We start from the raw sequence: 18,947 nt of genomic DNA, 5'->3' as shown, positions 1-18,947 counted from the left end.
GTTATGCAGCGTCTGACGAGCTACGTGCTTTAGCGACTGATTTATTAATAAACCATTGCTGTGTAATCGTAATCGTATTGTTCACAATCCAGTACAGCACTAGACCTGCTGGGAAGAACAACATGAATACCGTGAACATAATTGGCATAATGCGGAACACTTTCGCCTGCATTGGATCGGCAGGTTGAGGGTTCAACATTTGCTGAATGAACATGGTCGCACCCATCAATAATGGCAGGATAAACCAAGGATCCATTGCTGATAAGTCTTGAATCCAGAGCATCCAAGGCGCATGGCGCAATTCCACACTTTCCATCAATACCCAATACAAAGCCAAGAAGATTGGCATTTGGAGTAATAACGGTAAACAACCTGAAAGTGGGTTGACTTGCTCACGCTTGTACAATGCCATCATTTCTTGAGAGAAGCGCATACGGTCTTCACCGAATTCTTCTTTCATTCGCTGCATTTCTGGCGCAATTACACGCATTTTCGCCATCGAGCGATAACTCTTAGACGACAACGGCCACAAAATGAGTTTAACCAATACAGTCAGTAAAATAATTGACCAGCCCCAGTTCCCCACCAAATTATGGAAGAATTGCAAGCCAAGGAACAATAATTTCGCGATTGGCCATAACCAACCATAATCAACGGTCTGATTTAAACCTACAGCCAAGTCTTTCAATTCAGATTGAATTTTAGGACCTGAATAGAACGTCGCGTCAACTTCCGCCACTGTACCTGCAGGCACATTAATGGTTGGTGAAGTAAAACTGAGGATGTTCATGTCATCACTCGATTTACGCGACTCTAATTTAGCGCTATAAGCTTGACCATTCGCCTGAGTCAACTTCAACTCGCCTGGAATCCAAGCACTAACGAAGTAATGCTGAACCATTGCAACCCAGCCGCCTTTTGCTTCAACATTTAACTTTTCGTCGTTAAAGTTGGCAAATTTAAGCTTGTTGTAATGTTCTTCAGGCGTACCCCATGCACCACCCAAGAAGGTGCCCAAGGTGAAAATACCCTGATCCGATTTACCAGGATCTTCCGAATTATCACGTTTGAGCTGACCAAACATCTGGCCTTGCCAGTTTTGACCACTGCGGTTGACCACTTTGTGATTGACCACAACTGGATATTCGCCTTGAGTGAACGTGAAAGTTTTAATAATTTCTACGCCGTCAGCCGTTTTAAAGACCATCGGAACAGAAAGTACTTGAACTGACTTGCCGTTTTTATCTTTCGCTGCTTTTGCATCAGCTAAAGTATATGCAGATTTCTCAATTTCATAGACAGGACGACCATTACGACCACTGTCAGGTCCATTTAGACCAATTAAACCAGATTGTGCAACATACGTACGTTTGGCATCGCTTTCCAGCATAACAAACGGTTCATCGCTATCTTTGTTTTTATCATGATTGAGTAATTCAACACGAACAATATCGCCACCTTTAGGATTAATCCAAAGATGATAAAGGTCAGTTTGAACTGAAATAAGCTGTTGACTTGCTGCCGCAGTCGATTCTGTAGTTTGCTGAGCAGTACTATTTGCTTGTGGCACATCAGGAGCAGCCGTAGCTGTCTGTCCATTTGGCAAGTCGGCAGACACTTCATGTGAAACTACTGCAGCAGCTTGCGGCTGCTGTTGTACTTCATTATGACCATAGTCCTTTTGCCATGCCAAAATAAGCAAATATGCGACGACAAACATGGCTCCTAGAATTGCAATCCTGGCCCATTGTTGCATATCTATTACCCCAAAAAGTTAGAGTGATTTTGATTCCATAAACATCCACGAAAGGGTACAGCAACGAGATGCATTTGAGAATCGATTTGCTGAAATGAAATAAAACGAATTGCTTTTGCAGGAACAGGATCATAACCCGAGCCGCCCCATGGATGACATCGACAAATACGATTTGCAGCCAACCAAACACCCCGTACAGCTCCATGTGTATGGATTGCTTCCAATGAATATTGAGAACATGTAGGTAGATACCGACAACGTGGTCCTAACATAGGACTAATTGCGATCTGATAGAATCGAATAAACCAATGCAACACACGTACCATTGGCCTTCTCTACTTCTGTGGGGAGGGAGCTATTTTTGAATGCTTTTTAGCAATGCGTTGCAGCTTTTGCCAAGCAAATTGTAATTGCTGATGCAATTCTGAATTGGCGACTGTTTCTATACCAACTTTAGGCATAACAACAATATCCAAGGCATCCAGTTGCATTTGATGCAGGCGAAAACTTTCGCGAGCAAGTCGTTTTACTCGATTTCTTTCATGCGCACGGCGCACTTTTTTCTTAGCAACAACAATGCCCAAACGACTGTTAGGCTGTTTGGAAGGTGTCGCAAGAAATAAGAAATGGGGTTGGTGCACTTTAAAAAGCGCACCATCAAACACAACTTTATAATCGGCAGCACAACGAAGACGCCGCTCTGCGCCGAAGTCATAAAGTGTCATAACACCCAAAATCGTCTAAGCACTAACAAATTAAACAGTTAAGCTGTGACGACCTTTTGCACGACGGCGAGCTAATACTTGACGACCAGCTTTAGTAGCCATACGAGCACGGAAACCATGAACGCGCTTACGCTTTAATTCAGATGGTTGGAATGTACGTTTCATATCGAAACTCCAAAAAATGATCTTTCTATAAAGGTCCGCGATTTTAGTGTTCATTGCTTGAGCTGTCAATCAAAAACACCTATTCGGACCAAATAAACTTGTAATCAATAAAACTTAACGTGGAAAGTCTGAATTGAGTCTTTCTCTGAGTTAAAAACTATTCACATCATAATAAGTTGTTAAATAATAGAAAATAAGTTATAAACAGTATTATTCACAAATTTATCCACACCAAAATAAATACACAATGATTTAAATTTAAATTCATTCGTGTATCTAAGTTATCCACATCAAAAGCGATCCTTATAAATAAATTCAAATTTTAAAATTTAAATTTATTCTTATTAGGGAGCGTTTTTTCTGTGGAAAACCTATTTTTCACATATAAAAACAAGAGTTAACATTGTGGATATGTATGTTTTTAAGAGTTTAAGGAATTGTGGATAACTTGGTGTGTTTTTTTATCCACAGTCTGTGGGTGTTTTTATCCACACATGGTTTTGAATTTAAATTTAGATTGTTTATTTCTTTTTTGAGCAACTTTTGCAGAATTCTTCATGACAGATGTGGATAACTTGGTTAGAATGGCGACCCGCTTCGGCGGACAATGGTGTTTTTAAATTTAAAAATGGATGAATAGGGGTTTCACATGCTTTGGACAGACTGCTTAACTCGCTTGCGACAAGAGCTATCTGGAAATGTTTTTACAATGTGGATTCGCCCTTTAGTTGCTGAAGAGTTAGAAGACACTTTGCGACTATATGCGCCTAATCCATATTGGACGCGCTATATTCAGGAACATCATTTAGAACTGATTACCATTTTGGCGGAACAATTGTCTGAAGGACGAGTGCGTCGTGTAGAAATTATGGTAGATTCGCGTCCAGGTGCGATTTTATCTCCAAGTGAACAACCTGCGACAACAACTGCGGCATTAGAAACTTCTGCACCCGTTGTAAAGGTAAAAAAAGAGAAAGAGGATTCGCCGTTAAAAAATAAAAAGCGATTGCTAAATCCCTTATTTACTTTTTCGCTATTTGTTGAAGGCCGTTCCAACCAAATGGCTGCTGAAACTTGCCGTAAAGTGTTGACTCAATTGGGAGCTTCTCAGCATAACCCTTTGTTTTTATATGGTCCGACAGGTTTAGGTAAAACTCACTTAATGCAAGCGGTAGGAAATGCTTTATTACAAGCCAAACCTAATGCACGTGTGATGTATATGACCGCTGAAAGCTTTGTTCAGGATTTTGTCAGCTCCTTACAACAAGGCAAGGTGGAAGAATTTAAGAAAAACTGTCGCTCTCTAGACTTACTTCTGGTGGATGATATTCATTTATTGGCGGGTAAAGAAGCGAGCTTGGTTGAGTTCTTCTATACGTTTAACGCTTTATTGGATGAATCGAAGCAAATTATCTTAACTTCGGACCGTTATCCTAAAGAATTGACAGAATTAGATGCCCGTTTGGTGTCACGTTTTTCTTGGGGTTTATCAGTTGGTGTGGAGCCGCCTGATATTGAAACGCGAATTGAGATTTTATTAAAGAAAGCCCAAAGTAGTGGTGTAGACTTACCGCGCAACTGTGCGTTATTTATTGCACAACAAGTGGTTGCCAATGTCCGTGAGTTAGAAGGCGCACTGAATAAAGTGGTCGCTATTTCACGTTTCAAAGGGACTTCAATTGACCTTGATGTGGTTCGAGAATCGCTTAAAGATGTTTTAGCAATTCGTGCTCGAACCATCAGTACGGAAAATATTCAACGGGTGGTGAGTGAATATTTCCGCATTCCGCTGAAAGAATTAATCGGCCCTAAACGAACGCGTATTTATGCACGTCCGCGTCAATTGGCGATGGGTTTGGCACGTGAACTGACAGGCGATAGTTTTCCTGAAATTGGGATGGCATTTGGTGGTCGTGACCATAGTACGGTTATGCATGCGTGTGAAAAAGTGCAAAGCTTAAGAGAGGGTGATCCTATCTTTAATGAGGATTACAAAAACTTGCAACGCCTGCTGCAAAGTTAATCGATCTTGGTCAAATTCTATTCTTGCAATGCGGTATATTCTGCCGCATAGTACACTGCTAAAAATTAATTAATTTATTTTTCATCTTCAGTTTTTTCGAGGAATGCATCGTGCGTTTAAAAATCGCCAAAGAAAGTTTACTTAATGTTCTTTCACATGTGGTAGGAGCCGTGGAGCGTCGCCACACTTTAAACATTTTATCGAATGTTAAAGTACAGGTGAGTCAAAATGCTTTGGCGATTACAGGTTCAGATTTAGAAGTTGAATTGGTTGCAAGTACCAATTTAATGGAAGGCGCTTGTTTACAAGCGGGTGAAACCACAGTTCCTGCACGTAAACTGATGGATATCTGTAAATCTTTACCCAGTTCTGCATTAATTGATATTCAAATTACCGAAGATCAGCGCTGTATCCTTAAATCGGGCAACAGTCGATTTGTATTGGGGACTTTGCCTGCCGAAGATTATCCATTGTTAAATACGGAAAATACACAAGGTACACAGATTGCGGTGACGCAGCGTGAATTAAAGCGTTTATTTGAAAAAACGGCCTTTGCTATGGCAGTTCAGGATGTGCGTTTTTATTTAACGGGGACCCTGTTAGAAATTGATGAAAATCAATTGCGTGCAGTAACTACAGATGGTCACCGTTTGGCATTATGTGAAACATTGGCCTCTTCAAATACACAACAATTGATTCAAGCGATTGTACCGCGTAAAGCTGTTGGTGAATTACAGCGCTTGCTGAGTATTGAAGATGAGCAATTGTCATTATTGATTGGTCGTGAATTGCTGAATGTGACCATCAATACCCCAAGCCGTGATAAAGAGCAGGGAACCATTAAAGTGCGTTTTACCACGAAACTTATTGATGGAAAATTCCCTGACTATCGCCGTGTGATTCCACGTGGTGGCGATAAAAACGTGTTGATTGCACATGATGTGTTTAAGCAGTCTTTACAGCGCGTTTCTATTTTAAGTAATGAAAAACTGCGTGGCGTATTCTTGAATTTCAGTGCAGATACTTTGCAATTGCGTGCCAATAACCCTGAACAAGATGAAGCGATTGAGGATTTAGCAATCCAGTACAACGATGCACCATTAGAAATGTCATTTAATGCACAGTATTTACTTGATGTGCTTGGTGTTTTGGATGGTGATGATGTTTCGATGACCATGAGTGAAGCCAATCAATCGGTATTGGTGCATGATCCTGCACATGCAGATCAGACCTATGTTGTCATGCCAATGCGTGTGTAATCGCTAGATTTATTATGCAGATTACGCGTTTAAACATCGAACGTGTTCGTAATTTAAAAACGGTTGCCCTCTCTGAGTTGCAGCCGTTTAACGTCTTTTATGGTGCGAATGGTTCGGGAAAAACCTCTATTTTGGAGGCGATTCATTTGCTGGCGACAGGTCGTTCCTTTCGTACCCATATTCCTAAACACTATATTCTGCATGATGCCCAGAGTGCTGTCGTTTTTGCCCAATCTTCCAGTGAAAAAATTGGAATGCAAAAACACGTCAGTGGTGAGCAGGTCATGAAAGTGAATGGGGATCATATTGCCACGCAAGGTCAGTTAGCAAAACTATTGCCTTTGCAGCATATTGATCCGCAAAGTACCGATATTATTGATCATGGTGCCAAACCAAGACGACAGTTGCTCGATTGGTTGATGTTTCACGTGGAACCTGAGTTCTATCATGCTTGGCAGTTTTATTCACGCGCCTTAAAACAACGCAATAGTCTATTAAAATCGCGGCGTAATTTAAGTCTAGAAAGCCTAGAACCGTGGAATAAAATGTTGGGTGAGTATGGTGAAATTTTACATTCACAGCGGGTTGCGATTGTGGAACAGTGGAATGTATTTTTTCAGCAAGATTTGCAGTATCTGTTGCCCAATTTAAGTGTTGAACTAGAATATGTTGCTGGCTTTCATACAGAACATGGATTGCTGCATGACCTGTGCAGTCAGCACCAAAAAGATCTCGATCGAAGATATACTGAATATGGTCCACATCGGGCCGATTTACGCCTGAAAACCCCAATGGGGGAGGCCGATATTGTGCTGTCACGTGGACAGAAAAAGCTGTTGATTATGGCGCTAAAACTCTCACAGATTGCAATGCTACATGCCTGTAATAAGGAAACTGTGGTATTATTAGATGATCTGACAGCAGAATTAGATTTAGCCGCACAACAACGTTTAATTGAGCGATTAAGCCAACTTGGTAGTCAAGTTTTTATTACCACTTTAGAGCATGAATCTGTGCAAAAACATTTACATGACTTGTCTATTTCCCACCAATTGTTCCACGTGGAAAATGGTCGAGTAGCATGTGTTGTGCAATGATTTCCCATCTTTGGATAGACCGATTTTTCACTAGGGAGTAACCATGAGTTCAGAAGACCAATCTGTCACTCAAACAGAACAAAGCAACGAAAAGGCTTATGATTCCTCTAGCATCAAAGTGTTGCGTGGTTTGGATGCCGTTCGTAAGCGCCCAGGTATGTATATTGGCGATACTGATGATGGTTCAGGTTTGCATCACATGGTATTCGAAGTGGTGGATAACGCCATTGATGAAGCTTTAGCAGGTCATTGTGATGAAATCTTGGTGACGATTCATGAAGATGAGTCAGTCAGTGTTTCTGATAACGGTCGTGGTATTCCAACCGATATTCACCCTGAAGAAGGGGTTTCTGCCGCAGAAGTTATTCTAACTATTCTGCATGCAGGCGGTAAATTTGACGATAATAGTTATAAAGTCTCAGGTGGTTTGCACGGAGTAGGTGTTTCCGTTGTAAATGCCTTGTCGAGCAAACTCGAATTAATCATTCATCGTGCAGGGCATATTCATCAACAAGAATATCGTCATGGTGATCCGCAGTATCCACTCAAAGTGATTGGTAATACAGAAACTACAGGGACGATTGTACGTTTTTGGCCAAGTTCGGACACCTTTAGCCAAACGATTTTTAGTGTCGATATTTTGGCACGTCGCTTACGTGAATTGTCTTTCCTGAATGCAGGTGTGCGTATTGTTCTGCGTGATGAGCGGATTAATTTAGAACATGTATATGACTATGAAGGTGGTTTGTCTGAGTTTGTTAAATATATTAATCAGGGCAAAAACCATCTGAATGAAATTTTCCACTTTACTACCCAAGCTGAAAATGGCATTGGGGTAGAAGTGGCTTTGCAATGGAATGACACTTATCAAGAAAATGTCCGTTGCTTTACCAACAATATTCCGCAAAAAGATGGTGGTACACATTTAGCAGGCTTCCGTGCAGCGTTGACCCGTGGCTTAAACAGCTATATGGAAAATGAGAGTTTGTTGAAAAAAGAAAAAGTGGCAGTCACGGGGGATGATGCTCGTGAAGGTTTAACCGCCATTATTTCGGTTAAAGTGCCAGATCCGAAGTTTTCTTCGCAAACCAAAGAAAAATTGGTATCAAGTGAAGTGAAATCGGCGGTAGAACAAGCAATGAACAAGGCATTCTCTGAATACTTGCTTGAGAACCCTACTGCGGCAAAATCAATTGCAGGCAAAATTATTGATGCGGCACGTGCACGTGATGCTGCGCGTAAAGCCCGTGAAATGACCCGTCGTAAAAGTGCCTTAGATATTGCGGGTTTGCCAGGTAAATTGGCAGACTGTCAGGAAAAAGATCCTGCAATGTCTGAATTATATCTGGTCGAGGGTGATTCTGCGGGTGGTTCGGCGAAACAAGGTCGTAACCGTAAAATGCAGGCGATTTTACCGTTGAAAGGTAAAATTCTCAACGTGGAACGTGCGCGCTTTGACAAGATGATTTCTTCTCAGGAAGTCGGCACGCTGATCACGGCTTTGGGCTGTGGTATTGGTCGCGAAGAATATAATCCTGATAAGTTGCGTTATCATAAAATTATTATCATGACCGATGCCGACGTCGATGGTTCACATATTCGGACCTTATTGTTGACCTTCTTCTTCCGTCAAATGCCAGAATTGGTGGAGCGTGGCCATATTTATATTGCCCAACCACCGTTGTATAAGTTGAAAAAAGGTAAGCAAGAGCAATACATTAAAGATAATGAAGCTTTGGAAACTTTCCTGATTTCAAATGCCATTGATGATTTGGCTTTGCATATCAGTGCTGAAGCGCCTGCGATTCGTGGTGAAGCTTTAGCCAAAGTAATTGCCGATTATCAAACCTCACAGAAGAGTTTACAGCGTTTAACCCAGCGTTATCCTGCAAGCTTATTGGATGGTTTGATCTCGATGGATGCTTATAAGTTTGATCATTCACAAGATTTGGCTTATGTACAACAGTGGGGTGAGCAATTGCGTGCCGCTGTGGAAAAAACGCAGCCGAGCTTACGTCCAGAATTGACGCTTGAAGCCTTCGATAAAGAGTTGGCTGATGGTCAAAAGGCGGTGGTGTATTTCCCACGCATCACGATTTATGTGCATAACCTCCCACACAGCTATTTACTAGATGCAGGCTTACTGTCTTCGGGTGAATATGTACGTTTGTTGAAAAACTCGAAGAGCTGGTTTAGCCTGCTTGAAGAGGGTGCATATTTGGAAAAAGGCGAGCGTAAGATTGTGGTCAACACTTTCCACCAAGTGTGGCAGCATATTTTACAAGACTCGCGCCGCGGCATGATGATCCAACGTTATAAAGGTTTGGGTGAGATGAATGCGGAGCAGTTGTGGGAAACCACTATGGATCCTGATAATCGTAATATGTTGCAAGTGACCATTGATGATGTGATTGAGGCCGATCGTATGTTCTCTTGCTTGATGGGGGATGATGTGGAACCACGTCGTGCCTTTATTGAAGAGAATGCCTTAAATGCAGATATTGATGCCTAACAGCATGTCATTTTAAAAGCAGCCTACGGGCTGCTTTTTTATTACATGGACTTTGTTGTTTTTTAGTGATGGTTATTAAACTGTCGTATTGTTCTGGCATGCTGACTAAAAATAACTGAGTGAAAAGCATATGGATTTAAGTTTGGAACAGTGTCGTGATCATTGGCTCAATGCTTTTTATACGGGACAAGTTCAAGAGCTGATGTTATACGAACATGCAGAATTCAAAGTAGTATATGAAGCACAGGCTAAGGTTGAAAGTAATCTGAGTCGTTATGCATGTATTCAGCATGCGGTCCAAAATGGTGTTTGGAAACCACGTCATTTAGACATTCAAACTGAAATGTTTGAGTTTAACTCTACACAAACTGAATGCCGAATTTTGTTGTATTTGGTGCAGCCTGAACAGATGGTTCAAGAAACATGGCACTATTTGTCTGATGCATGGCAAATCACAGAGCTTCGCTTTTTAAAAATAAAATGATCGAATTACTTCAGCAATTTAATTTTCAGCATAAAAAAAGCAGGTCAAGTGACCTGCTTTTGGCTAGATTGGGATCAGTCGGTAAAAGTTACTTTCGCAATGGCTTTTTTACCGGCTTGAACAATCACCGTGATATTTTCTTTGACGGAGAAGCCAGCATCGACCACATTCCAATCGACTTTAACGGCTCCACGTGAAACAGCATCTTTGGCAGCAGCCGCATTTTTGGTTAAACCCGCAGCGCGTACAATCGAGGCAATAAACATTTCACCACCAAACTCGGCACGTGAAATCGTGATTTCAGGTGTCCCTTCTGGTAATTCACCTTCAGTAATGATGTTCCCTGCACCTTTATGTGCATTGGCAGCAGCTTCCGCGCCGTGGAAACGCTCAACCAATTCAAGTGCCAGAATCTTCTTCACTTCTTGTGGATTACGACCATCTTCGACTTCTTTGAGCAAGACTTTGATTTCTTCAATCGATTTAAAACTCAGAAGATCAAAATAACGTTCAATCAAAGCATCTGGCATGGAAAGCACTTTTTGGTACATTGCGCCAGGCGTATCAAATACCCCAATGTAATTGCCTAAAGATTTAGACATTTTGTTGACGCCGTCTAAACCTTCAAGAATTGGCACCGTAATACAGACCTGTGCTTCTTGGTTATAACGACCTTGCAGCGTACGTCCCATCAATAAGTTAAAGGTTTGATCCGTACCACCGAGTTCTACATCTGCCTCAAGTGCAATAGAGTCATAGCCTTGAACCAATGGATACAAGAACTCATGAATCGCAATCGGTTGCTGATTGTTATAACGCTTGGTGAAATCATCACGTTCTAACATTCGGGCAACCGTTTGCTGTGAAGCCAACTGAATTAAATCAGCTGCAGTTTTGGTGGCAAACCATTCCGAGTTAAAACGCACTTTGGTTTTATTTGGATCAAGAATTTTAAACACTTGTTCTTGATAAGTCTTAGCATTTTCCAGTACTTGTTCACGTGACAACGGTGGGCGAGTCGCACTTTTACCTGTTGGGTCACCGATCATCGCGGTATAGTCACCAATCAAAAACGTGACATCATGACCTAAGTCTTGGAAAGTTTTTAGTTTATTAATTAAAACGGTATGACCTAAGTGTAAGTCAGGTGCAGTCGGGTCGAAGCCCGCTTTAATTTTTAGAGGACGATTCTCTTTGAGTTTCTTTAACAGATCCTCTTCAGAGATAATTTCATGAGTGCCTCGTTGAATGAGGGCAAGTTGTTCTTCAGCCGGCAGGAAATTTGACATCACAAAACCCAAACACATCAGTTATTCAATTTGTGCGATATACTAACACTTTTTCAGCACATTGCAGGCTTTAGAATAATCATGACAGCAATCTATATTGGGGTAATGACTGGCACCAGCATGGATGGGGTAGATATTGTAGCCGCTTCATTCGACCCATTGCAGTTGCATGCCACGCTCACTTTAGCGTTTGACCCCGATTTACGAAATGAACTCATGGCACTTACTTTGCCTGATGATAACGAAATTGATCGTATGGGCAAGGCAGATGTGGCTTTGGCAAAAATGATTGGTGAAGGCATCAATACACTGATTGAACAGCATCAGCTCGACCGCAGCCAAATTAAAGCCATTGGTTCGCATGGGCAGACCATTCGTCATCGTCCTGAGCATGGTTTTACTTTGCAAATTGGCGATCCCAATATCATTACTGAAATCACTCAAATCCCTGTAGTCTCTGATTTCCGCCGTCGTGATATGGCGGCAGGTGGGCAGGGTGCACCCTTGGTACCAGCTTTTCATCAGGCCTTATTTCAGCATGAAAGTATTCACCGTGTGATTCTGAATTTAGGTGGCATTGCCAATGTCAGTCTTTTACCTGCGGGTGCACCAGAGCTGGTTTCGGGTTTTGATACTGGACCTGCCAATATTCTGATGGATGCATGGTGCCATCGTTATACAGGACAACCGTATGATGAAAATGGTAACTGGGCCGCTTATGGTCAGCCAATTCGCAGTTTGTTAGAGCGTTTACAGGCGCATGACTTTTTTGCCAAAGAGCCGCCTAAAAGTACGGGGCGTGAAGATTTTAATTTGGATTGGTTGGATGACCAGATCATGGATTGGCGCAATGATGAGCTGGCGTATGATGAATTGGAAGATAACCCTGAAAATATCCAAGCCACCTTATTAAAACTGACTACACGCGCCATTAAAAAAGCCATCTATCGTTCAGGTATGGACACGGGCGAGGTCTATGTCTGTGGTGGTGGAGCGTATAATTCACAACTTTTGGAACAATTACGCTGGCGTTTACGCAAGCACCAATGGACGGTGCAAAGTACCGCAGATTTGGGTTTAAGTCCGACTTGGGTTGAAGCCACAGCTTTTGCTTGGTTAGCGAAGCGTTTTGTTGAGCATTTAAGTGGTAATTTACCTGCGGTGACTGGCGCTGAAGGTTATCGTATTCTAGGCAGCATAACTGCAGTTTAAATGTCGAGAAGACATCGATAAAAAAACCTCCTGAATTTGGAGGTTTTTTTTACATCTGTGATCAACTTAAATCGAGAAAGATGAGCCACAGCCACAGGTCGTGGTTGCATTTGGATTTTGTACAATAAAGCGTGAACCTTCTAGACCTTCAACATAATCAACCACAGAACCGATTAAATATTGATAGCTAAGAGAGTCGACCAACATTTTCACATCACCATTGATGAATTCGGCATCATCTTCATTCATATTGTCGGCAAAGTTAAAGCCATAAGAAAAGCCTGAACAACCCCCGCCTGTTACATAGACACGTAACATTAAATCTTGGTTGCCTTCACTATCGCGCAATTGGCGTACTTTATTTGCAGCACTGTCGGTCAACACAAGCGTTGGAGCTGTCATGATGGATTCCTCTGTTCGGTTCATGGGTCTTTTAAAAATGAAAAAGACCATATCTCTAGTATAGCATACTCAATATATGGTCAATATTTGAAGATTAAAAGTCAAATCAGAGTAATTTTATCAAGATTATTTGTAGTTTTCATCTTGCAAACCACATTCAAAATTTTTGGCATCTTCTTTACAGCGGAACTGCCAGAGCAGTTTCATCATCCGTTTGTCATACACCCCTTGCTGAGTCAAATTAATTCGCGCATCACGCATCATTTTTTGATAGCCAGGTTTATCGGGGGCAGGCACGTCCATCCAGTATTTGCTTGGAATGTCGGCTTTCATTTTACCTAAAATGCCAAAAGCACGTGGAAGTTGTGATTTGACCCATTCACGCGATTGCTGACCATAGCCTTTAGGGAAACGGTCGGGACGAATAATGATATTGCCTGTGACTTGTAAAATTGGGTAATTCACAATCGCCCCTTTGCTGCCCAAACCTTTATGTAATTCTAGTGCTTTAAACGCAGCGGCAGGCGCCCCAATAATATCAACCTGACCATTGTTAAATTTGCTGCCAAAATTGGTGACATCGGAACTAACGGCTTGGGCGCCAACTTGTTGCACCATGATTTTTTGCGCTTGATCATAGTCCAACACAGCAATCTTTTTGCCTGCGGCTTTAGCAACAGTATTGATACTACGATCATTCACCAGCAGATAGGCATCTCCGACAGGAATGACGCCTGCAATTTCATATTTGCCTTTCACCATATATTTGCTAAAAGTAGGATTGGCTAAACCTTGCATGACTTTAACGGCTAATTTTAGATTGGGAATAGCTCCAATGGCATCCAGTGAGCCAGTAAAATCATTAAATTGACGCCCTCGCATGCCAGTCACACTAATGCCATCACATTTTCCCGCCTTAAAATCTTCGGCAATCACCGCCTCGTTCTGAGCCACTCGTAGTTCAATATCGGCGCCCCAATTTTTAGCTGCCAATTGATAATCTTTCATTAGGGCATAGACATCGCCACTTTTACCAACGAAATCAAATACACACACCACTTGTTTGGCTTGAACAAAACTGGTGCTTACAGATAGCCCAAGCCCCATCAAAAGTTGCATTGATGATCGTTTCATCATGTGAATTGTCCTTATTCCATTCTTTTTGTATTGTTGGAATGATGTTTTTCATCATTTTAAGCGGTAAAGACAAGCGTTTACCTGAGCTTAAGATTAGCGGGTTTTTATCCTTGAACATTGGCACTTTAGACAAAAACTTAAATAAAAAAGCCTAGAATAATCTAGGCCTTAGTTATTGATTTATGGTTTATTCACCCGCCATAGAACATTCGAAATTGGCTTTATCGACAGAGCAACGTGCCTTTTTCAAGACACTCATCATGCCTGAATCATAAATGCCTTGCTTGGTGAGATCGATACGGCCATCACGTAACATTTTCTGGTATTTAATTTTATCATCTGCAGTTAAATTCATGCGGTATTTGGCAGGGATACCCGCTTCAAGACGATTAATCATCGAGAAGCTTTTCGGCAAATTCTTCACAAACCAATCTCGGGATTTTTGTCCAAAACCGGCAGGGAATTGCTCAGGGCGAATCACAAAATCGGCAGTGACTTGTAGTACAGGAAAGTTAAACATTGCACCATTGCTGCCTAAGCCTTTATAAATTTCGAGAGGTTTATACGCATAGGCAGGGGCACCCACCATGTCGACTTGACCATTATTAAATTTAGCCACGAAATTTGAAACATCCGAAATGACTGCTTGGGCACCAACACGCTGCACCATGATTTTTTGTGCTTGGTCATAGCCCAAGACTGCAAATTTTTTCCCCGCAGCCTTTTCGATGGAATTGATACTTTTATCACGGACAAAAATAAAGGCAGAACCAAGGGGTGCAATACCTGCTACTTCATATTTTTTGCCGCTCAATGTGGTGACCATTTTATTGGCATTACGCTGGTCTAAGGCAAAGCTAATGGCTTTTTGTGCAATGGCATTGCTTGGCGCACCGCCTAAGGCATCAATTGAACCTGCAAATTTATTGTATTGGCGTGCGCGCATTGCAGTCATAAAAACGCCGTCACATTTACTTGCTTTAAAGTCGTTATCTGCGACAGCTTCATCTTGTCGTGGAATCAGGTTGATTTCTGCACCCCAGCTTTTTGCTGCTAATGCCCACTCTTGCGCCATTTGATAAGATTCACCTGACTTACCAAGCAAATCGAAAACACAGATATCCACTTTGGCTGCTTGTGCAGTCGTAGAGAGACCAACAGCAGTAATGGCAGCTAAACCGAACATGACTTTTTTCATTGTGTTCATCCTTTTCAGATTGGTTATTGTTCTAAGTGTCCTTACACGCAGACAATATTAAGCAAGTTTTGCATTTCGAAATAGAGTATTTACTCCATTTTTAAATAAAAAAATGACATTCTCTGCAAAATTGCTGTCAAATTGTCCAATCCGAAAGGGTGTTTCGATTAAAATCAGTCAATTAAATCAAGATTTTGGGGTAGAAAAATTATCATCCGATTATTCTCCACCTAAGGAGCATTCAAAATTGGTACGCTCAACGGTACATCTGGCTTTTTTCAGCACCGTCATCATGGTGGGGTCATAGATGCCTTGTTGCGTCAGATCCATTCGTGCGTCACGCAACAATTTTTGATATTTTTCTTTGTCTTCTTTAGCCAGTTCCATGCGATATTTGCTTGGAATGGTGGCTTCTACGCGCTGTACCATGGCAAAATTTTTAGGTAGTTGGCGGACAAACCATTGCCGAGATTGGGCTGCAAAATCCTCTGGAAATTGTTCTGGTCGAATAATCAGGTCTGCCGTGACATTCAATACTGGAAAATTGACCATGGCGCCGTTATTGCCTAGCCCTTTATAAATCTCAAGTGGTTTAAAGGCATACGCCGGTGCGGGCACGACATCGACTTCATTCTGATTAAATTTTTTCACAAAATTGGAAATTTCAGACATCACAGGAACAGCATTAACGCGTTTCACCATAATTTTTTGAGCCTGATCAAATTCCATCACTGCAATTTTTTTACCATTGAGTTTTTCAACGCTATTGACTGATTTATCCCGTACAAATAAATAGGCTGGGCCAATCTGACCAATCCCTGCAACTTCATAGGTCTCTTTACCTGATTTGGTGATGAGGCGCTTCTGATTTCGTTTGTCCAAAACATAAATAATGGCTTTCTGTGCAATCGCGTTATTGGGTACTCCACCCAACGCATCAATTGAACCCGCAAATTTATTATAATTACGGGCACGCATAGAGGTCATATAAAAACCGTCACATTTTCCAGTTTTGAAGTCTTGGTCTAATTTGGCTTCATCTTTATAAGCGGTTAGGTCTATATTGGCACCCCAGTTTTTACTGACCAATGCCCATTCTTCAAGAAACTTATAAGATTCCCCTGACTTGCCAAGCAAATCGAAAACGCAAACATTAATATTTGCATGCGCTAAATTGGACAAATTGAATAGTGTTGCTGTAGACAAGACAAGAAAGGCTTTTTTCATTATTTCACCTCAATTTTTTGATTTTTCAGGAACAAATTTATATAAACATGTTTTTTTTGGACAAAATAGAGTTTTTACTCTATTTCCGACCAGTAACATTTCCGTGTATCTGTGGTTGGTACTTTTTCTTTTCTAAGCGACTTCCTTTAGAATAGCGCTAACTTTTTATCTGCCAGTGTTTGTGATGATCCAATTAGACCAACTTTCGATTCGTCGTGGTGGACGCGTACTCTTCCAAAAAGCCTCGATGCAATTGCATCCAGGTTGGAAAATTGGTTTAACTGGCGTAAATGGCGCTGGTAAATCAACCTTATTTTCTGCGCTCTTGGGGGGGATGGAATCTGACGGGGGATCTTTAACCCGTCCTGCGGTGTGGACCGTTGCCCATATGGCACAAGAAATCAAAGCTTTAGACATGAAAGCCATTGATTTTGTTTTATCAGGCGACGAAGAATATTGGGACATTCAGAACAAACTGGACCATCCAGAAAGCTTAAGTGATGATGAACTTGGCCATTTATATGGACGCTTTGATGAAATTCATGGTTATTCAGCCGCGGCTAAAGCATCACAACTCATGGCCGGTTTAGGTTTCTTTGAACATCAATCACAACTTGATGTTTCAAGTTTTTCGGGCGGTTGGCGTATGCGTTTGAACCTTGCGCGTACCCTCATGAGTCGTTCAGATTTATTATTACTTGATGAACCAACCAACCATTTAGACTTAGATGCAATTCTGTGGTTAGAAGATTGGTTGAAAGCCTACGAAGGAACTTTAGTTCTTATTTCGCATGACCGTGATTTCTTAGATGCCATTACCGACCATATTTTACATATCGAAAATCAAGAACTCATTTTATATACAGGTAACTACTCGACTTTCGAACGGACCCGTAGTGAGCGTTTAGCACAACAGCAACAAGCTTACGAAAAGCAATTAGAAACACGCGCACATTTGCAAAAATATATTGACCGTTTTAAAGCACAAGCCACCAAAGCCAAACAAGCGCAAAGCCGAATTAAACAATTGGAACGTATGCAGGAACTTTCTGCTGCCCATGTTGATACGCCGTTTACCTTTAGTTTCCGTGAACCATCGAAAATGAGTTCACCTTTACTGGAACTTGAAACTGCCGATATTGGTTACGGTGACAAACTAATTGTGACCAATGTTAATTTGCAAATTACCCCGACCAGTCGAATTGGTTTGTTGGGAATGAATGGCGCAGGTAAATCAACCTTGATTAAATCACTGGTTGGCGACTTAAAACTATTAAAAGGGACGCGTAAAGATTCTGAACTGCTGAATATTGGTTATTTTGCTCAGCATCAAATGGATGCTTTGGATGGTAACGCCAGCCCAATGTTGCAATTGGCGCGTATTGCCGACAAAAAAATTAGTGAAGCAAGTTTACGTTCTTTCTTGGGCAGCTTTGGTTTCAGTGGCGAACGTATGGACACGCCAAGTGAAAGTTTCTCTGGCGGTGAACGGGCGCGTTTGGCTTTAGCACTCATTGTATGGCAACGTCCAAACGTATTAATTCTGGACGAACCCACCAACCATTTAGACTTAGATATGCGTCATGCACTGACAATGGCACTGCAAGACTTTGAAGGTGCAGTGGTTCTGGTTTCGCATGAACGCCAACTCATTGCTTCCGTCTGTGATGAGTTGATCTTGGTTCATGCGGGGCAAAGTCGTGAATTTGATGGCGACTTGACGGCTTATGCTGAATGGTTACGTCAAGCACGTATCGACATGATGAAGAATGGTCAACAACCATCGGCTCCAGTTCAATCGCAAGTTGAAGTGAAACCCACTATTTCTAAACTGGACAAAGAGGCTCAACGTAAAGAAGCCGCACGTCAACGTGAACTCAGTCGTCCAATTCGTAAAAATATTGAAAAAAATGAAGTTCAGATTGCCAAAGTTCAGCCACGCTTAGCAGAAATTGAAGTTTTATTGGGTGATCCTACGCTATATGAAGCAAACCGTAAGGACGATTTGCTGAAATTGATGGATGAACAAAATCAGTTGAAAGCAAAATTAGAGCAAATTGAAGAAGAAATGCTAACCTTGATGATGGAATTAGAAGCGTTGGAAAGCGCATTTTAATTCTTTAAATGACAAAATAGAAAAAGCACAACGTTAATGTTGTGCTTTTTCTACATATAAGTACTCACAGCAAAAGCAAAAAACACATGAAATGAAAATAAATATGCGATTTACGTTTGAAAATGATTAAAAAATGAATGAAAAACTAGTTTTTTGCATTGTTTTGTTGAAAAAATCAACACACGTGCAAAATAATTTAAAAAGGGTATTGCAAGGGATTAGAAATGCTGTAGAATGCACATCCATCGGCGGTGATGTTGATTAAAACTTGTTGAGAAACAAGGATTTAGCCCAAGCGGTAGAATCTAGAAGTCTTGAATAAGTTTAAAAATAATTAACAAAACC

At 41.3% G+C, this 18,947-nt stretch carries 16 protein-coding genes; 7 read left to right on the top strand and 9 right to left on the bottom strand.

Annotated features, from left to right (window positions below; genetic code table 11):
• Nucleotide 1 precedes the first annotated feature (1 nt).
• Genes yidC through rpmH form a run of 4 tightly spaced genes read right to left on the bottom strand, consistent with a single transcriptional unit; the run spans nucleotide 2 to nucleotide 2,646 of the window.
• The gene (gene yidC / locus E0H82_RS15595) at nucleotides 2-1,756 is read right to left on the bottom strand and encodes a membrane protein insertase YidC (RefSeq protein WP_131265635.1); all 1,755 of its coding nucleotides are present in this window, start codon (nucleotides 1,754-1,756) and stop codon (nucleotides 2-4) included.
• A 5-nt stretch (nucleotides 1,757-1,761) separates the two neighbouring features.
• Nucleotides 1,762-2,082: a membrane protein insertion efficiency factor YidD gene (gene yidD, locus E0H82_RS15590; protein ID WP_116762925.1), complete on the bottom strand. Its 321-nt coding sequence runs from the start codon at nucleotides 2,080-2,082 to the stop codon at nucleotides 1,762-1,764.
• A 9-nt stretch (nucleotides 2,083-2,091) separates the two neighbouring features.
• Nucleotides 2,092-2,481 carry a ribonuclease P protein component gene (gene rnpA / locus E0H82_RS15585; RefSeq protein WP_131265634.1) on the bottom strand — a complete coding sequence of 130 codons (390 nt, stop codon included), beginning with the start codon at nucleotides 2,479-2,481 and terminating at the stop codon, nucleotides 2,092-2,094.
• Between the two features lie 30 nt (nucleotides 2,482-2,511).
• Nucleotides 2,512-2,646 (bottom strand): 50S ribosomal protein L34, encoded by a 135-nt coding sequence (gene rpmH, locus E0H82_RS15580; RefSeq protein WP_000831329.1) that lies wholly within the window; start codon nucleotides 2,644-2,646, stop codon nucleotides 2,512-2,514.
• Between the two features lie 649 nt (nucleotides 2,647-3,295).
• On the opposite strand from rpmH, the gene dnaA reads away from it, so the two are divergent.
• The 5 genes from dnaA to E0H82_RS15555 all read left to right on the top strand — a co-directional run bounded on the left by dnaA (nucleotide 3,296) and on the right by E0H82_RS15555 (nucleotide 10,021).
• Nucleotides 3,296-4,669: a chromosomal replication initiator protein DnaA gene (gene dnaA / locus E0H82_RS15575; protein WP_131265633.1), complete on the top strand. Its 1,374-nt coding sequence runs from the start codon at nucleotides 3,296-3,298 to the stop codon at nucleotides 4,667-4,669.
• Nucleotides 4,670-4,779: 110 nt separating this feature from the next.
• A complete protein-coding gene (gene dnaN, locus E0H82_RS15570; protein WP_131265632.1) occupies nucleotides 4,780-5,928 on the top strand; it encodes a DNA polymerase III subunit beta in 1,149 nt (382 codons plus the stop codon).
• Between the two features lie 14 nt (nucleotides 5,929-5,942).
• Nucleotides 5,943-7,025, top strand: a complete 1,083-nt coding sequence (gene recF, locus E0H82_RS15565) for a DNA replication/repair protein RecF (protein ID WP_131265631.1) — start codon at nucleotides 5,943-5,945, stop codon at nucleotides 7,023-7,025.
• Nucleotides 7,026-7,068: 43 nt separating this feature from the next.
• Nucleotides 7,069-9,537, top strand: coding sequence for a DNA topoisomerase (ATP-hydrolyzing) subunit B (gene gyrB, locus E0H82_RS15560; protein ID WP_131265630.1), 2,469 nt, complete (start codon nucleotides 7,069-7,071; stop codon nucleotides 9,535-9,537).
• A gap of 130 nt (nucleotides 9,538-9,667) precedes the next feature.
• On the top strand, nucleotides 9,668-10,021 hold the full coding sequence (locus E0H82_RS15555; protein WP_131265629.1) for a hypothetical protein: 354 nt from the start codon (nucleotides 9,668-9,670) through the stop codon (nucleotides 10,019-10,021).
• Between the two features lie 74 nt (nucleotides 10,022-10,095).
• Here the strand turns inward: E0H82_RS15555 and tyrS are convergent, their stop codons facing one another.
• Nucleotides 10,096-11,328 (bottom strand): tyrosine--tRNA ligase, encoded by a 1,233-nt coding sequence (gene tyrS / locus E0H82_RS15550; RefSeq protein WP_131265628.1) that lies wholly within the window; start codon nucleotides 11,326-11,328, stop codon nucleotides 10,096-10,098.
• Between the two features lie 63 nt (nucleotides 11,329-11,391).
• Here tyrS and E0H82_RS15545 point away from each other — a divergent pair, with 63 nt between their 5' ends.
• Nucleotides 11,392-12,522 carry an anhydro-N-acetylmuramic acid kinase gene (locus tag E0H82_RS15545; RefSeq protein WP_131265627.1) on the top strand — a complete coding sequence of 377 codons (1,131 nt, stop codon included), beginning with the start codon at nucleotides 11,392-11,394 and terminating at the stop codon, nucleotides 12,520-12,522.
• A gap of 66 nt (nucleotides 12,523-12,588) precedes the next feature.
• On the opposite strand, the gene erpA is transcribed toward E0H82_RS15545, so the two are convergent.
• The 4 genes from erpA to E0H82_RS15525 all read right to left on the bottom strand — a co-directional run bounded on the left by erpA (nucleotide 12,589) and on the right by E0H82_RS15525 (nucleotide 16,486).
• Nucleotides 12,589-12,924, bottom strand: coding sequence for an iron-sulfur cluster insertion protein ErpA (erpA, locus tag E0H82_RS15540; RefSeq protein WP_131265626.1), 336 nt, complete (start codon nucleotides 12,922-12,924; stop codon nucleotides 12,589-12,591).
• A 126-nt stretch (nucleotides 12,925-13,050) separates the two neighbouring features.
• Nucleotides 13,051-14,043, bottom strand: a complete 993-nt coding sequence (locus E0H82_RS15535) for a putative solute-binding protein (protein WP_171458307.1) — start codon at nucleotides 14,041-14,043, stop codon at nucleotides 13,051-13,053.
• Nucleotides 14,044-14,248: 205 nt separating this feature from the next.
• The gene (locus tag E0H82_RS15530; RefSeq protein ID WP_131265624.1) at nucleotides 14,249-15,259 is read right to left on the bottom strand and encodes a putative solute-binding protein; all 1,011 of its coding nucleotides are present in this window, start codon (nucleotides 15,257-15,259) and stop codon (nucleotides 14,249-14,251) included.
• 219 nt (nucleotides 15,260-15,478) lie between these two features.
• Nucleotides 15,479-16,486 (bottom strand): putative solute-binding protein, encoded by a 1,008-nt coding sequence (locus E0H82_RS15525; RefSeq protein ID WP_131265623.1) that lies wholly within the window; start codon nucleotides 16,484-16,486, stop codon nucleotides 15,479-15,481.
• A gap of 184 nt (nucleotides 16,487-16,670) precedes the next feature.
• Here E0H82_RS15525 and E0H82_RS15520 point away from each other — a divergent pair, with 184 nt between their 5' ends.
• On the top strand, nucleotides 16,671-18,602 hold the full coding sequence (locus tag E0H82_RS15520) for an ATP-binding cassette domain-containing protein (RefSeq protein ID WP_131265622.1): 1,932 nt from the start codon (nucleotides 16,671-16,673) through the stop codon (nucleotides 18,600-18,602).
• Nucleotides 18,603-18,947: the final 345 nt, after the last annotated feature.

It is taken from the genome of Acinetobacter sp. ANC 4910, assembly GCF_004331035.1.
Classification (GTDB): Bacteria; Pseudomonadota; Gammaproteobacteria; order Pseudomonadales; family Moraxellaceae; genus Acinetobacter.
This window is presented reverse-complemented; position numbering and strand designations above follow the sequence as displayed.

Excerpts from the sequence above, each read along its gene's own strand:
- yidC (WP_131265635.1), bottom strand. The coding sequence starts at position 1,756 with ATGCAACAATGGGCCAGGATTGCAATTCTAGGAGCCATGTTTGTCGTC.
- yidD (WP_116762925.1), bottom strand. The coding sequence starts at position 2,082 with ATGGTACGTGTGTTGCATTGGTTTATTCGATTCTATCAGATCGCAATT.
- rnpA (WP_131265634.1), bottom strand. The coding sequence starts at position 2,481 with ATGACACTTTATGACTTCGGCGCAGAGCGGCGTCTTCGTTGTGCTGCC.
- rpmH (WP_000831329.1), bottom strand. The coding sequence starts at position 2,646 with ATGAAACGTACATTCCAACCATCTGAATTAAAGCGTAAGCGCGTTCAT.
- dnaA (WP_131265633.1), top strand. The coding sequence starts at position 3,296 with ATGCTTTGGACAGACTGCTTAACTCGCTTGCGACAAGAGCTATCTGGA.
- recF (WP_131265631.1), top strand. The coding sequence starts at position 5,943 with ATGCAGATTACGCGTTTAAACATCGAACGTGTTCGTAATTTAAAAACG.
- gyrB (WP_131265630.1), top strand. The coding sequence starts at position 7,069 with ATGAGTTCAGAAGACCAATCTGTCACTCAAACAGAACAAAGCAACGAA.
- E0H82_RS15555 (WP_131265629.1), top strand. The coding sequence starts at position 9,668 with ATGGATTTAAGTTTGGAACAGTGTCGTGATCATTGGCTCAATGCTTTT.
- tyrS (WP_131265628.1), bottom strand. The coding sequence starts at position 11,328 with ATGTGTTTGGGTTTTGTGATGTCAAATTTCCTGCCGGCTGAAGAACAA.
- E0H82_RS15545 (WP_131265627.1), top strand. The coding sequence starts at position 11,392 with ATGACAGCAATCTATATTGGGGTAATGACTGGCACCAGCATGGATGGG.
- erpA (WP_131265626.1), bottom strand. The coding sequence starts at position 12,924 with ATGACAGCTCCAACGCTTGTGTTGACCGACAGTGCTGCAAATAAAGTA.
- E0H82_RS15535 (WP_171458307.1), bottom strand. The coding sequence starts at position 14,043 with ATGCAACTTTTGATGGGGCTTGGGCTATCTGTAAGCACCAGTTTTGTT.
- E0H82_RS15530 (WP_131265624.1), bottom strand. The coding sequence starts at position 15,259 with ATGAAAAAAGTCATGTTCGGTTTAGCTGCCATTACTGCTGTTGGTCTC.
- E0H82_RS15525 (WP_131265623.1), bottom strand. The coding sequence starts at position 16,486 with ATGAAAAAAGCCTTTCTTGTCTTGTCTACAGCAACACTATTCAATTTG.
- E0H82_RS15520 (WP_131265622.1), top strand. The coding sequence starts at position 16,671 with ATGATCCAATTAGACCAACTTTCGATTCGTCGTGGTGGACGCGTACTC.